This is a genomic window from Glycomyces rhizosphaerae (genome assembly GCF_042647865.1).
GTDB classification, from domain to species: domain Bacteria; phylum Actinomycetota; class Actinomycetes; order Mycobacteriales; family Micromonosporaceae; genus Glycomyces; species Glycomyces rhizosphaerae.
Genome location: NZ_JBHRWO010000010.1, coordinates 854,703 through 868,933, shown reverse-complemented (window position 1 = coordinate 868,933; position 14,231 = coordinate 854,703). Strand labels below are relative to the sequence as shown.

The 14,231-nt window shown below is 69.1% G+C and carries 13 protein-coding genes; 6 read left to right on the top strand and 7 right to left on the bottom strand.

What is annotated here, in order from left to right; all coding sequences use genetic code 11:
- Nucleotides 1–61: 61 nt before the first annotated feature.
- Nucleotides 62–1,459 carry a cysteine--tRNA ligase gene (gene cysS, locus ACFO8M_RS13810; RefSeq protein ID WP_387976097.1) on the bottom strand — a complete coding sequence of 466 codons (1,398 nt, stop codon included), beginning with the start codon at nt 1,457–1,459 and terminating at the stop codon, nt 62–64.
- A 369-nt stretch (nt 1,460–1,828) separates the two neighbouring features.
- On the opposite strand from cysS, the gene ACFO8M_RS13805 reads away from it, so the two are divergent.
- Both ACFO8M_RS13805 and ACFO8M_RS13800 read left to right on the top strand, forming a co-directional pair.
- A complete protein-coding gene (locus ACFO8M_RS13805; protein WP_387976095.1) occupies nt 1,829–2,773 on the top strand; it encodes an ABC transporter ATP-binding protein in 945 nt (314 codons plus the stop codon).
- Nucleotides 2,766–3,548 (top strand): hypothetical protein, encoded by a 783-nt coding sequence (locus ACFO8M_RS13800; protein WP_387976092.1) that lies wholly within the window; start codon nt 2,766–2,768, stop codon nt 3,546–3,548. The genes ACFO8M_RS13805 and ACFO8M_RS13800 overlap by 8 nt, the downstream gene beginning before the upstream one ends.
- A gap of 139 nt (nt 3,549–3,687) precedes the next feature.
- Here the strand turns inward: ACFO8M_RS13800 and ACFO8M_RS13795 are convergent, their stop codons facing one another.
- Both ACFO8M_RS13795 and ACFO8M_RS13790 read right to left on the bottom strand, forming a co-directional pair.
- Nucleotides 3,688–4,755 (bottom strand): aspartate-semialdehyde dehydrogenase, encoded by a 1,068-nt coding sequence (locus tag ACFO8M_RS13795; RefSeq protein ID WP_387976089.1) that lies wholly within the window; start codon nt 4,753–4,755, stop codon nt 3,688–3,690.
- A 2-nt stretch (nt 4,756–4,757) separates the two neighbouring features.
- A complete protein-coding gene (locus ACFO8M_RS13790) occupies nt 4,758–6,023 on the bottom strand; it encodes an aspartate kinase (protein WP_387976086.1) in 1,266 nt (421 codons plus the stop codon).
- Between the two features lie 129 nt (nt 6,024–6,152).
- Between ACFO8M_RS13790 and ACFO8M_RS13785 the strand changes: the two genes are divergently transcribed.
- From ACFO8M_RS13785 to ACFO8M_RS13770, 4 genes are all read left to right on the top strand, one after another.
- Nucleotides 6,153–6,947 (top strand): hypothetical protein, encoded by a 795-nt coding sequence (locus tag ACFO8M_RS13785; RefSeq protein WP_387976084.1) that lies wholly within the window; start codon nt 6,153–6,155, stop codon nt 6,945–6,947.
- Nucleotides 6,948–7,144: 197 nt separating this feature from the next.
- The gene (locus tag ACFO8M_RS13780; protein ID WP_387976081.1) at nt 7,145–7,723 is read left to right on the top strand and encodes a nitroreductase family protein; all 579 of its coding nucleotides are present in this window, start codon (nt 7,145–7,147) and stop codon (nt 7,721–7,723) included.
- A gap of 216 nt (nt 7,724–7,939) precedes the next feature.
- On the top strand, nt 7,940–9,658 hold the full coding sequence (gene leuA, locus ACFO8M_RS13775) for a 2-isopropylmalate synthase (RefSeq protein WP_387976078.1): 1,719 nt from the start codon (nt 7,940–7,942) through the stop codon (nt 9,656–9,658).
- Nucleotides 9,659–9,807: 149 nt separating this feature from the next.
- Entirely contained in the window at nt 9,808–10,545 is a 738-nt protein-coding gene (locus ACFO8M_RS13770) for an SDR family oxidoreductase (RefSeq protein ID WP_387976075.1), read from the top strand.
- Here ACFO8M_RS13770 and ACFO8M_RS13765 read toward each other — a convergent pair.
- From ACFO8M_RS13765 to ACFO8M_RS13750, 4 genes are all read right to left on the bottom strand, one after another.
- The gene (locus ACFO8M_RS13765; RefSeq protein WP_387976072.1) at nt 10,542–11,501 is read right to left on the bottom strand and encodes an endonuclease/exonuclease/phosphatase family protein; all 960 of its coding nucleotides are present in this window, start codon (nt 11,499–11,501) and stop codon (nt 10,542–10,544) included. The two genes, ACFO8M_RS13770 and ACFO8M_RS13765, sit on opposite strands and share 4 nt — an antisense overlap.
- Nucleotides 11,502–11,605: 104 nt before the next feature.
- Nucleotides 11,606–12,142, bottom strand: a complete 537-nt coding sequence (locus ACFO8M_RS13760) for a DUF6973 domain-containing protein (RefSeq protein WP_387976070.1) — start codon at nt 12,140–12,142, stop codon at nt 11,606–11,608.
- Nucleotides 12,143–12,259: 117 nt separating this feature from the next.
- Nucleotides 12,260–12,898, bottom strand: coding sequence for a hypothetical protein (locus ACFO8M_RS13755; protein ID WP_387976067.1), 639 nt, complete (start codon nt 12,896–12,898; stop codon nt 12,260–12,262).
- Between the two features lie 152 nt (nt 12,899–13,050).
- Nucleotides 13,051–14,193, bottom strand: a complete 1,143-nt coding sequence (locus ACFO8M_RS13750; RefSeq protein WP_387976064.1) for a hypothetical protein — start codon at nt 14,191–14,193, stop codon at nt 13,051–13,053.
- Nucleotides 14,194–14,231: the final 38 nt, after the last annotated feature.

The following is a 14,231-nucleotide window of genomic DNA, read 5'->3' as shown; positions in this document are numbered from 1 at the left end:
TCGCGTTCACGGCTGGTGGGCGTCGCCTGGCCTCGTCAAATGTAAGGCTCGCAAGCTTCGCCTAGTCGATTGTCCATACGGGGCCGCGAGGGGTGTCCTTGACGGTGATGCCGGCATCGCTGAGTTCATCGCGGATGCGGTCGGCAGCCGCGTAGTCCTTGCGGGCCCTGGCCTCGGCGCGCTGTTCGAGCGCGAGCTTCACCAGCGCGTCGACGGCGCCGGTCAGCTTCGCGTCCCCCGGGTCGTCCCAGTGCGGGTCGAGCGGGTCGAGGCCGAGCTGGTCGAGCATAGCTCGGACACCGCCCGCGATGCTGGTCGCGGCCGTGTCGTTGCCCGCATCGAGTGCGGCGTTCCCTTCGCGGGCCATGTCGTGGATCGCGGCGACGGCTGCGGGTGTGTTCAAGTCGTCATCCATGGCGTTGACGAAATCGGAGCACAGCATGCCGCCGATGGTGGCTTCAGTGCCGAGCGCTTCGGCCGTACGGTGTACGAAGTTGGAGAGTCGCTCCCACGCGGTCTGGGCCTCTCCCAGCGTGTCCTCGGAGAAGTCGACCGCGGAACGGTACTGGACGCTCGTCAGGTAGTAGCGGATCGCGGCGGCGCTGAAGCCCTTCTCGCCGAGGGCGGTGACCGACAGCGTGTTCCCGAGGGACTTGGACATCTTGGTGCCGGCGAGGTTGAGCATCCCGTTGTGCACCCAGTACTTCGCGAAGTCGAGGCCGGCGCCGCGGGACTGGGCCAGCTCGTTCTCGTGGTGGGGGAACATGATGTCGGTGCCGCCGCCGTGGATGTCGAAGGCGTCGCCGAGGTAGCGGCGGGCCATCGCGGAGCACTCGATGTGCCAGCCAGGGCGGCCGGGGCCCCACGGGGAGTTCCAGGCGGCGTCGAGCGGCTCGCCCGCCTTGTGGGCCTTCCAGAGGCCGAAGTCGCGCGAGTCGCGCTTGGCGCCGACCTCGAGGCTGGAGAGCATGTCCTCGGGGCGGCGGTGGGAGAGCTCGCCGTATTCGGGCCAGGAGGAGACGTCGAACCAGACGTCGCCGGCGCCGGTGACGTAGGCGTGGCCGTTGTCGATGAGCGACTGGATGAGGTCGATCATCTGCGTGATGTGGCCGGTGGCGCGCGGCTCGTAGGTGGGTGCCTCGACGTTCAGGGCGGCGTAGTCGCGAGCGAGTCTGCGCTCGTTCTCGTAGGCGATGGCCCACCAGGGGCGGCCCTGCTCTTCGCCGCGCACGAGGATCTTGTCGTCGATGTCGGTGACGTTGCGCACGTAGGTGACCTGGTAGCCGCTGCGGCGCAGCCAGCGGATGAGCACGTCGTAGGAGACGCCGGAGCGGAGGTGGCCGATGTGGGGCGGCCCCTGGACGGTGAGGCCGCACAGGTACACGCCGACTTCGCCGGGCTTCCGGGGCTGGAAGTCGAGGACGGATCGGGTGCCGGTGTCGTACAGTCGCAGGCTCACCCGACAAGTCTAGACAACCAGGCCACGCCCGATGCCCGCCCGGCCCGCGTGTCAGCCCCGGACCCGATCGGGTGACACGGCGGGCGTGGACCCCGGTTGCTGTCGTACCCGCGCGGGACGCTGGGACCTACCGTTCCCCGGGTGGGTGGGGGCTCGGGATGGCATTCGCCGAGAGCGCCGAAAACCCGCCCGCGCCGCGTCCCCGGGTAGTACCCCGGTACTGCGAAACGCCTGCTTCTCCTCCTCCGGCATGAGAAGAAGATCCGTCTGCGAGCCGGTATACGTGCACGTCAAGTCCTCATAGACTGGCCGCGTCCCCCAGGGACTCTGCCCCGCATCCCTCGATTCGAAGACTTGAAGAGGAGCCCGATGATCACAGCGAAGGGCCTGTACAAGCACTACCGGCGGACCGTCGCGGTCGACCATCTGTCGTTCGAAGTGCGCCCCGGCGTCGTCACCGGTTTCTTGGGGCCCAACGGCTCCGGGAAGTCCACCACCATGCGGCTGATGCTCGGCCTCGACCACGGCGAGGGCGAGACCCTCTTCGACGGCGAGGCCTTCACCGACATCCGCCGCCCCATGAACAAGGTCGGCACGCTCCTGGAGGCGAAGCCGTTCCACCCGACCCGCAGCGCCCGCAACCACTTGCGGATGCTCGCCGCCGCCAACGGCGTCGGCGACAAGCGGATCGACGAGGTCATGGACCTCGTCGGCCTCGGCACCGTGAAACGCAAGAAGCCGAAGGGCTACTCGCTCGGCATGGCCCAGCGGCTCGGCCTCGCGCAGGCCCTGCTCGGCGACCCCGGCATCCTGCTGCTCGACGAACCCACGAACGGCCTCGACCCGCACGGCATCCACTGGATGCGGGACATGCTCAAGCACCTCGCCTCCGAGGGCCGCACCATCTTCGTGTCCAGCCACCTGCTGTCGGAGATGCAGCTGATGGCCGACGAGCTCGTCGTCATCGGCCGCGGCCGCATGATCTTCAACGGCGACGTCGACCAGTTCGTGCGGGACTTCACGCAGTCCACGGTGATCGTCCGCAGTCCTTCGGCGAGCGGTTTCGCGTCCGCGCTGGAGGGCGCCGGCGCGGAGGTCGCGAAAGGCAAGGACGGCGAACTGGTCGTGTCCGGCATGGAGATCGGCGCGGTCGGGCACCTCGCGTTCACCGAGAACGTCGAGCTGTCCGAGCTGTCCACCCGCAGCGCCTCGCTCGAAGAGGCGTTCATGTCCGCGACGGGCTCGTCTGAGGAGTTCATCGCGGCCGAACCGATCGCCCCTGCTACCAAGACCGGTGGTTCCGACAATGCTTGACGCCCTTCGTTTCGAATGGATGCGGCTGACGACGCTGCGTTCGACCTACTGGCTCGTCGGCATCGGTCTGCTCGCCGCGGCCGCGATCCCGGTGATCTTCGGGCTCACCGCGACCGAGGAGGACCTGATCCCGGAGTTCGTGGCGCTCGCCGTCAACGGCGGCGCGTCGTTCGGCATCCCGTTCCTGGCCGTGTTCATGGCGGTCATCGGGATCTTCGCGACCGGCCACGAGTACCGGCACGGCACGATCCAGCCGACGCTCACGGCGCTGCCGCAGCGTTCGCGGCTGATCCTGGCGAAGATCCTGGTCGTCTCCGCGGCCACGATCGCGGTCACGGCGGTGTCCATGGCGGTCAACGCCGGAGTGGTCCTGGTCTTCTTCGACGAGGTCCCGGGCCTGTTCGACGACCCGGTGCGGTCGGCGCTGCTCGGGTACGCGGTGTACACGCTGATCTACACGCTGGTGGGTCTCGGCCTGGGGCTGCTGTTCCGGGGCGTGCCGTCGGCGCTGGTGGTGATCTTCCTGATGCCGCTGATCATCGAGAACGTCATCGTCGGCCTGTCGTCGCTCCCGACGCTCGACTGGCTGGTGCCGGTGGTCAAGTTCCTGCCGTTCACGGCTGGAACGCTGCTGATGTCGGTGGGGCCGGCCGACATGGGCATGGGCACCGACTTCGACTTCTTCGACCGCTGGGGTTCGGGCGCGGTGTTCGCGGGCTTCGCGGCGGTCATCATCGCGGCGGCGTGGACGCTGTTCAAGAAGCGGGACGCGTAACCGCACAGCCGATAACGGCGGCCCGGAGCTTTCGCTCCGGGCCGCCGTTATCGGCTTTCGAACACCGGCTTGTCGTACCCCCCGGGCAGGGTTTTGACCGGGGGCCCGAAATTCGCGAGACGACCGGTGTTCGGGATGCCTACGCTTCCGCTTCGAGTTCGCGGCGCACGAGGTCCGCGGTCTCGATCGAGTTGAGGGCCGCGCCCTTCATGAGGTTGTCGCCGACGACGAAGAACTCCAGCGAGTTCGGGAAGTCGAGCGACTGCCGGATGCGGCCGACCTGCGTGCCCCCCTTGCCGGCCGAGTCGATCGGCATCGGGAACACCATGTTCGCCGGGTCGTCGACCAGGTCCACGCCCTCGGCCGCCGCGAGCACGCGGTGCGCCTCGGCGACGGTCACTTCGCGTTCGAACGTGGCGTGCACGACCTGCGAGTGGCCCACGGCCACCGGCACGCGCACGCACGTCGACGCGACCTTGAGGTCGGGCAGGCCCAGGATCTTGCGGGACTCGTTGCGGACCTTGAGCTCCTCGGAGGTCCAGCCGTCGTCCTTCCAGCCGCCGATCTTCGGCACCACGTTGAGCGCCAGCGGCGCCCCGAACGGCGCGTTGAACTCCTCGCCGAGCACCATGCGCACGTCGTTGCCCGCGGTCCCGAGCCCGTCGATCCCGGCGATCTTCTGGAGCTGCGCGTACAGCGCCTCCAGGCCTTCCTTGCCCGAGCCGGACGCGGCCTGGTAGGAGGCCACCGACATCGACACGAGCCCGAACTCCGCGTTCAGCGCCGCGAGCGACGGGATGAGCGCCAGCGTGGTGCAGTTGGCGTTCGCGATGATGCCCTTGGGGCGGTTGCGCGCCTCTCCCGGGTTGGCCTCGCGGACCACCAGCGGCACGTCAGGGTCCATCCGGTAGTGCGCGGACTTGTCGATGACGACGACGCCCTTCGCGGCGGCGACCGGGACCCACTCGGCGCTCACTTCGTCGGGCAGGTCGAAGTGGGCGATGTCGATGCCGTCGAAGGCCTCGGCGCTGATGGCCTGCACTTCGAGGTTCTCATCCCCCACCGACAAGATCTTGCCCGCCGACCGCGCCGAGGCGATGAGTCGTACCTCACCCCAGTTGCCGCGTTCTTCGGCGATGAGCCGCCGCATGATCGATCCGACGACGCCCGTGGCGCCGACGATGGCCACGTTCAGCTTGCGCGCCATACCTATCGCCCCGTTCCGGCGTAGACGACGGCCTCTTCGGCGCCGCCGAGTTCGAACTTGTCGTGCACCGCGCGCACCGCCGCGTCGAGGTCGGTGTCGCGGCAGACCACGGAGATGCGGATCTCCGAGGTCGAGATGATCTCGATGTTCACGCCCGCGTCCGCGAGCGCCTGGCAGAAGTTCGCCGTCACGCCCGGGTGCGAGCGCATCCCGGCGCCGATCAGCGAGATCTTGCCGATGTTCTCGTCGTAGATGAGCTTCGCGAACCCGATCGCGGCCTGGTGCTTCTTCAGCGCCCCGGTCGCCTTCGGCCCGGCCTCCTTCGGGAGGGTGAACGAGATGTCGGTGTGGCCGTTCCCGGCGGTCGACACGTTCTGCACGATCATGTCGATGTCGATCTCGGCGTCGGCGATCACCTGGAAGATCGAGGCCGCGGCGCCGGGCTTGTCCGGCACGCTGGTGACGGTGATCTTGGCCTCGGAGCGGTCGTGCGCGACGCCGCTGATGAGTGCTTGCTCCACGGGCAGCTCCTCCATGTAACCCGACACCATCGTGCCGGTCTTGGTCGAGTACGACGAACGGACGTGCAGTGGGAGCCCGTAGCGCCGGGCGTACTCCACGGCGCGCAGGTGCAGGATCTTGGCGCCCGAGGCGGCCATCTCCAGCATCTCCTCGAAGGTGATCGTGTCGAGCTTCTTCGCGTTCGGCACGATCCGCGGGTCGGCGCTGAAGACGCCGTCGACGTCGGAGTAGATCTCGCAGACGTCCGCTTCCAACGCTGCGGCGAGAGCGACGGCGGTCGTGTCCGAGCCGCCGCGGCCGAGCGTGGTGATGTCCTTGGTGTCCTGGCTGACGCCCTGGAACCCGGCGACGATCGTGATGAACCCCTCGTCGAGCGAGGAGCGGATCCGGCCGGGCGTGACGTCGATGATGCGCGCGACGCCGTGTGCGGCGGTGGTGATCATCCCGGCCTGCGAGCCGGTGAACGACCGGGCCTGGAAGCCCAGGTTGTTGATCGCCATCGCCAAGAGCGCCATGGAGATGCGCTCCCCGGCGGTCAGCAGCATGTCGAGTTCCCGGGGTTCGGGCACCGGCGATACCTGGGCCGCGAGGTCCAGCAGCTCGTCGGTGGTGTCACCCATGGCGGAGACGACGACGACCACGTCGTCGCCGCGCTTTCGCGTCGCGACCACTCGTTCGGCGACGCGCTTGACGCGCTCGGCATTCTCCACCGATGAACCGCCGTACTTCTGCACGACTAGCGCCACGGATTTCACCTCACTCGCTCGTGTCTCAGGTCACTCTGAACCGCCCGCACGCGAGCGGCCACCTCACCTTAGCTGCGCATACCGGTGTGTCGCCAGGTCGTTCTGGGTGGTGAGACAGAGAATCGGGCGGTGGCATGGACATGGACCGGGAAGACAGTGGCAGCCCTCACGCTCTTGGGGCTGTCGGCGGCGGCGGGCTGCGGGACGGCGACCGTGGCCGACACGCCCGAGGAGGCCCCCCGGCGCGCCAGCGCGCAGGCGACGCTCATCGGCCGGGTCAGCAAGGCGCTCGACGCGACGTTCACCGCTGAATACACGTGGTCAGGCGACTCAGTGTCGGAGGGCGGCACGGTGACGGTGTGGGCCGCCGAGGACGGCACTTGGCGCGTCGACGTCCCCGCGTGGGCGCTCGGCGGCACGGTGGACGTCTCGGTGGCGTGGACGACCGGCGGGTTCTTCCAGTGCGCGGCGGAGCAGTGCGTGAAGCTCGCGGGGATCACCGGGGAGATCCCGAGGTCGTACGACCCGAAGGTGCAGCTGCCGTTCGTCGAGTGGCTGCCGCAGCTGCTGGACCGGCACCTGCCGTTCGCGGTCTCGCAGGAGGGCGACTGCTTCACGCTCACCCCGAACACGGTCGTGGTCGACACTCCGATGCCGCCGGGCGAGTGGTGCCTGGACCAGGCCGGGACGATCCTGTCGGTGGAGAGCGGCGATTTCGGCACGCTCGAACTCGCGGGGGTCCCGGCCGCGGCGGTCGCCACGGTCGAGCTCCCGGGCGAGATCGCCGACGCGGAACCGTTGGGCCGCAAGGCACCGCCGGAGCCGAGCCCGTCAGTGGACCCGTCGGCGACGGCGACGCCCGCCCCGGGTGACACGCCGTCGCCGGAGCCGTCTCCGTCGCCGACGCCGTCCGCTGAGGGGTGAATGGGGAGAGTAAGGAAGGCGACACGAGCAGGCGTCGTGCCCGTGTTTCGTGGCACCATGAACGATGGCGAGCGACGACGCCGCTACGACGACGGAACCGGTGAAGAGTGTAGGTGCCGGGACCGACAGCAGACGCGCCCCGCCGGGTCACCGGCGCCCGGCAGCGCCGTGCGAGACCCGCAACCGAAGGAACGCGCATGACCGCACCGACCGACCGCCACGCCCAGACCGCGGTCCCGATCCACCCGCTGCTCGCCTCCCGCGCCTCCACCCGCGCCTTCACCCCCGGTGTCGACCTCACCGACGGCCAGGTCACCGCCCTCCTCGAAGCGGCCCGCTGGGCCCCCAGCGCCGGCAACACGCAGCCGTGGCGGTTCCTCCTCGCGAGGCGGGACACCGGCGAGTTCAAGCGCGTCCTGGAGACCCTGAACCCGGGCAACCGCGACTGGGCCGGGCAGGCTTCGGCGCTGCTCGTGGCCGTGCGCACTGAGTCCAACGCGAAGGGCCCGCTCTCCCACGCCATGTACGACCTCGGGCAGTCGATGGCGCACCTGACGTTCCAGGCCGCCGCCGAGGGGCTCACCGTCCGCCAGATGGGCGGCTTCAACGCGGCCGCTCTGGCCGCGGAGTTCGAGCTGGCCGAGCCGCTGGTGCCCACCGTGGTGGTGGCGATCGGCGTGCCGGGCGACCCGGCGGACCTGGGCGAGTCGGTGGCGGGCCCGGACCGGGTGGTGCGCGCCCGTCTCCCGATCGAGGACCTGCTCATCCACCCGTAGCGAATGCCGGGACGGCGACTCGCCGTCCCAGCATCCGGGCGGTGAATTCGACCGTTGTCACTGCGTCGGTGTAAGCTCGCGGGCATCATGCGGTTCACGATGCTCCTTAGGTGCCGCGGCGGGGCCAACTAGGTCGGCTCCTCGCCGCGGGTTTTCGCATGCCGGCTGGTCCAGAGATATCGACTCAGACAACCAGCGTCAATCACAGGAGCATCCGTGACTTCCACGTCCAGAACCGCCGCGTTCGCCGATCGCGCCAAGCGCTACCAGCCTTACCATTCGCAGTTCAAGGTGGCCCTGCCCGATCGCACGTGGCCGGACAAGATCACCGAGACCTCGCCGATCTGGTGCGCAGTGGACCTGCGCGACGGCAACCAGGCCCTGATCGACCCCATGACCCCCGACCGCAAGAAGAAGATGTTCCAGCTGCTGGTCGACATGGGCTACAAGGAGATCGAGGTCGGCTTCCCCTCGGCCTCGCAGACCGACTTCGACTTCGTGCGGCAGCTGATCGAGCAGGACCTCATCCCCGACGACGTCACCATCCAGGTCCTGACCCAGTGCCGCGAGCACCTGATCGAGCGGACCTTCGAGAGCATCCGCGGCGCCAAGCAGGCCATCGTCCACTTCTACAACTCGACGTCGACGCTGCAGCGGCGCGTCGTGTTCGGCCTGGACAAGGACGGCATCACCGACATCGCCACGCAGGGCGCGCGGCTGTGCCTGAAGTACGCCGAGATGCACACCCCCGACACACTGATCCGCTACGAGTACTCCCCCGAGTCCTACACCGGCACCGAACTGGAGTACGCCGTCGAGGTGTGCGCCAAGGTCGCCGAGGTCATCCAGCCCACCCCCGAGTGGCCGCTGATCCTGAACCTGCCCGCCACCGTCGAGATGGCCACCCCGAACGTCTACGCCGACTCGATCGAGTGGATGCACCGCAACCTGCCGAACCGCGAGTCGATCGTCCTGTCCGTGCACCCGCACAACGACCGCGGCACCGGCGTCGCCGCCGCCGAGCTGGCCGTGCAGGCCGGCGCCGACCGCGTCGAGGGCTGCCTGTTCGGCAACGGCGAGCGCACCGGCAACGTCTGCCTGGTCACGCTGGGCATGAACCTGTTCAGCCAGGGCGTGGACCCGGGCATCGACTTCTCCAACATCGACGAGATCAAGCGCGCCGTCGAGTACTGCAACCAGCTGCCGGTGCACGAGCGGCACCCGTACGCCGGGGACCTGGTGTACACGGCGTTCTCCGGTTCGCACCAGGACGCCATCAAGAAGGGCTTCGCGCACCTGGAGGCCGACGCCGAGGCGGCGGGCATCCCGGTCGACGAGTTCACTTGGGGCGTACCGTATCTGCCGATCGACCCGAAGGACGTCGGCCGCAACTACGAGGCGGTCATCCGCGTCAACTCGCAGTCCGGCAAGGGCGGCGTCGCCTACGTCATGCAGAGCGAGTACGGCTTCGACCTGCCGCGGCGCATGCAGATCGAGTTCAGCGGCGCGATCCAGCGGCACACCGACGCCTCCGGCAAGGAGGTCTCCACGGCTGAGATCCACGAGATCTTCCGCCGCGAATACCACCCCGAGTACCAGCCGACCGCGCGCCTGGCCGTCGAAAGCCACAACACCGCGTACGCCGACGAGAAGCTGACGCTGGACGCGAGCATCGTCCTGGACGGCGTCGAGCAGCAGATCTCGGGCACCGGCAACGGCCCGCTCTCGGCGTTCACCGACGCGCTGGCGTCGGTGGGCGTGCACGTGGAGGTCCTGGACTACGCCGAGCACGCGCTGTCGGCCGGCCAGCACGCCCAGGCCGCATCCTATGTGGAGTGCGCGATCAACGGCCGGACCGTGTGGGGCGCGGGCGTGCACCCGAACATCGTCCTGGCGACGATGCGAGCGGTCGCGAGCGCCTACAACCGCACCTAGCAGCTGAGTGCAGGGGCGGGCCGCGATCGCGGCCCGCCCCTTCGCATTCGCGCAGTCGACGACGCCTCGCGGACCGGTTCGCAATGCGGGCGTGGAGACTGGCGGCAACAAGACCGGCGCGGCCCCGCCGCGGAACCTGGAGGTACACCATGACCGTCGCATTCGTCTCCGGCGCTTCACGCGGCCTCGGCGCCGTCATCGCGCGGCGGCTCGCCGCCGACGGGTTCGCCGTCGCCGTCAACTACGCGGCCGGGCGGGACCGCGCAGCGCAGGTCGTCGCCGACATCCGCGCCGCGGGCGGCACCGCCGAGGCCTTCGGCGGCGACGTCACCGACGAGACCGCAGTGCAGGAGATGATCGAACGGGTCCGATCCGAGCTGGGCCCGGTCACGGTGCTGGTGGCCAACGCGACCGGCCCGCAACCCGAGGTCGCGGTCGACCGGCTCGAATGGCGCGACCATCTGAACCAACTCGAGTTCTTCGTCAAGAGCCCCACCCTGCTCCTGCGCGCGGTCCTAGCGGACATGCGGGCCGCTGGCGGCGGACGCGTCATCCAGATCGGATCGGACATGTTCGAGCGCGCACTGCCGGGCTTCTCGGCGTACAACGCCGCGAAGGGCGCGCAGTGGGGGCTGACCCGCACGTGGGCCAGGGAACTCGGCGCCGACGGCATCACCGTCAACCTGGTCGCACCGGGCTGGGTGCCGGTCGAGCGGCACGGCGAACTCACCGACGCCGACCTCGCCGGGTACCTGTCAGAGGTCCCCTTGGGCCGCATCGGCAAACCCGAGGACGTGGCCGCCGCCGTCGCCTACCTGGCATCCGACGCGGCGGGATTCGTCACCGGCCAGCGCATCACCGTCAACGGTGGCCACAACATGGACTAGTCGAGCCAGGCGAGGTCGGCGACCACGGCCAGGTGGTCGGTGCCTTCGATCGCGGTGAATGCCACCGAGTCGGCTTGTACGCCTTCGGTGGCGAAGACATGGTCGATCGGCGCCCGCAGCGGCCCCGGCGCGCTCGCGGGCCAGGTGCCTTGCAGGCCTGCGCCGCTCATGTCGGCGGCGTCGGCGCAGCCCTCGGTGCCGGTTCGGAGGGCGCTGTGGTCGAGCGTCGCATTGAAGTCGCCGGCGATGATCGCTCCGTCGGCGGACTGGCAGAACTGCTGCAGCCCTTCCAGGTCGTCACGCCAGGCGTCGGTGGCCAGGGGCAGCGGCGGGTAGGCGTGGAAGGCCACGAAGCGCATCGGGCCGAGTTCGCCGCCGGTGAGCTCCCAGGTCGGGAACGAGCCCGAGACCGACGGCTCGGCGGTGACGTCGCCGAGATCGGACCGGTAGAGCACCGACACGGCGCTCACCGCCGAATCCGAGACCTGCAGGCTGACCCCGGTGTAGCCGCTGCCGAGTGCGGACTCCAGCCTGATCCGGTAGTCCTCGCCCGCTTCGGGAAGCGCCACCAGATCCGCGCCGCTCCCGGCGACCAGCGCGGCGACTTCCTCGACGGAGGCGTTGCCGCCCTTGACGTTAACCGAGGCGACGGTGAGCGTCCCGGTCGCCGCCTCGAGGGTCGGATCGGGGATGACCCGAGGCGCGATGAGCACCGCGGCGATGAGGCACACCGCCAGGCAGGCACCGGCGGCCCAGCGCGCGGACCGGCGGCGGACGAACACCAGGCCCCCTCCCGCGATCGCCACTGCGACAACGAGAACGGGCCTGAAAGCGATGAGCTGCGCGAACGGCGTCCAGTGGTCCAAGCGGATCAGGTCCGGCAGGAGGACCAGACTAGCGGCGACAAACGCCACCAGCGCGACCACCGGCTCCCGGCGTCCGACGCGCGGTCGCACCGCCGATTCGGTTCGCTCACTGTCAGTTCGCTGCACAGGGTCTGCCCTTCCCACGGTGTGCTCGGACAGGACCGGAGTCTATGAGCTCAGGCCGAGCACGCCGATCATTTCAAGGTCTTGAGCGAGCCCTGCACCGCGTGGTAGCGGCAGCTGTCCCTGGCGGCCTGCTCTGAGGGCGTCGCGGCCCCGATGTTGCGGCCGAAATGGTTGTTCTCCAGGTCCATGAGCTTCTCCTCGAAGGGCTGGCCCGGCTTCTCCTCATGGGCGGTCGCCACGGCCTCGGCCTGCTCGTAGTCGATGCGGTCCACCATGAGCGCGTTCCAATAACAGTGGCGGAACGCGTCGGCCTTGCCGTTGTGCATCGAGTCGTAGTCGAACACTCCCGCGTTGACCTCCTCGACCGTGGCGTTCTCCGCGTCGGTCGCGGCCCCTTTCGCAGTGCCGCAGTCGATCGGGCCGACCGCCCAGACGCAGTTCCAGATCTCGCCGAGGTCGGACCCGTACTCCTCGTGGCCATGCGGGTCGGCGACGATCGTCTCGGCATGGGCCGGTGCGGCCGCGGACGCCGGCGCGGCGCTCAAACCGGCCGCCGCGACGGCCCCGAACGCTTCGGCGGTCATGATCTTGGAGGCGTGCTTCATAACGGCTCCTCACGAGTGCGATTCCTGGGTCAGCCCCATCTTCGGAGGGCGACCGCGCGCTCATGGCCCGAACATGAAATCAACGTGGCCTTGCGTCAGATAACCGACAGTCCGGCCTCAACGGCGAGGCCGCGCCGATTCAGGCTTGCGCATCGCGAGGATCTTCGGCGGCAGCCACGGATACTCCTCGCAGGTCTCCAGCTCGTACAGCGCCGAACGGAACCACCACAGGACCAGCATGGGCGCCAGCGGCGGCACGACGAGGATCATCAGCCACCCCAACCCGAACGCAGTGCCCACAATGCCCGTGATCAACAGGATCGGCAGCGGCACAACGGTGCTCAGCGCGCACATGACGATGCCGGGCCGGTGCAGCTTGTACCAGGTGCGGTGGCAGGCGGCGAAACTCACCAGCAGCTGCACCGAGACGGCCGCCAGCACCGGCGCGAGCACCAGCGCCGCCGGGTTCGCACCCCTTACGCCGACGCTCGCCAACACCACGGTGAAGAACAGCCCGCAGAGCGCCACCAGCACCGCCACGTAGAGCATCACGGCCACCAGCGCGACATGGATCTTCTTGGAGCCCTGGAGGTCGCGCCACCTCACGCGGTGGCGGCACGGAGTCGGCTTCACCGCACGCTTCACGGCCGCAAGCCTCGCGAGCGCCCAACCGGGCTCCCGTTTCACACCGGGCGCCACCGCCTCGACAGTGATGAGCGGGTCGTTCTGTTCCGGAACAGCAGGCTGTCTATCCATTGAGGGCTTTCCGCAGATCGAAGCCCCGACCTTACGGCCAGGGCTGCATCCCATTTTAGCGGCACGAGGCTCGTTGGAAGATGAAGCGCTCGGCGCAGGCGCCCCGACGGGTCACGAGCTCCTCGGAGGGCCGACCAGAAGAACCGGTGATTTCACGCCTTGAGCATCTTCCGAATGACCAGCGGCGGTTCGCGCAGGGAACCGCACTCGGAGCGGGGCGGCGAGCCGGTCATGGCGACCACCGCGGAGAAGGCCCAGTACGCCGCCAGCGCCGTGGGGATGAGCGACATGGGACCGCCCAAGACGATCGCGCCCCAGATGCCGGTGGCCGCGCTCAACGCATAGCCGATGAACGCTCCGATGTAGAGGCCGAACGGCGCCCGGTGGTAGCGCTGAGAGCGGACGTTGACCTCTTGGAAGGCGGGGAGGTTGATCAGCGGCAGCAGTACCGCCAAGGCCAGAGCGGTCGCCTCGTACCCAGGACCGCCGGCGGCGAACTCGCGCCGCGCGACCAGGGCGGCCATCAACACCAGCATGGCACCGAGGTATCCGAGGAGGAGCGCCGTGTTCACCAGGGACATCACCTGATAGCGGCGTCGAAGCCTGCCGAATTCGAGCCGGTGCGGGCAGTCGGCGACGCGGAACCGGGTCGGTTCGGGCATGACCGCGAACGGGCCGGGATCATGCTTGAGCAGGGCTCGGATCGCCGGTGGAAAGCCGGGGTGGGTCCGGCAGGTACCGCGCCCGTACAGCGTGTTCCGGAGTGCGATGAGTTGCCAGAGGACCGCGGCGAAAGGCAGTGCGGCGACGATGACGAGAAAATAGTAGGCGGGCTCGACGGCCGTCAGGAGCAGTACCAGGACGAGGAGGAACAGCAGATACCCGGCCGCGGCAAGCCCGATCACGATGTCGCCGGGGCGGTGCAGCCGCCGCAGGACCGACCCGAGCCCGACGGCGCCGACCGCCTGCAGGAGGGCACTGCACACCAGGATCAGGCCCCCCAGGGTCAGGAGCCGGTCGGCGTTCTCCACGCCCTCGGGAACGATGGCGAGGCCGACGATCGCACCGATCGTGATGACACCCCAAGTCAAGCTGATGGCGGCGAATGCGAGTCCGGCCCTCCCGCGCCCTTGCTCGTTCAGGTCGTGGAAGCGCACCCGGTGGCGGCAGCGGTCGCGTGCCGTCCCGGTCAGGACCGGTTCGGTCCAGTCTGGAGCGGCGGCGTCGGGGATCGGGGCGGCCTCGACGGTGATCGGCGGGTCCGAACGCGGGGGTTCAAGGGGTTCGCATGACATTGTGGGGCTTTCGATCAGGCACAGGGCGAGGTCCCGGC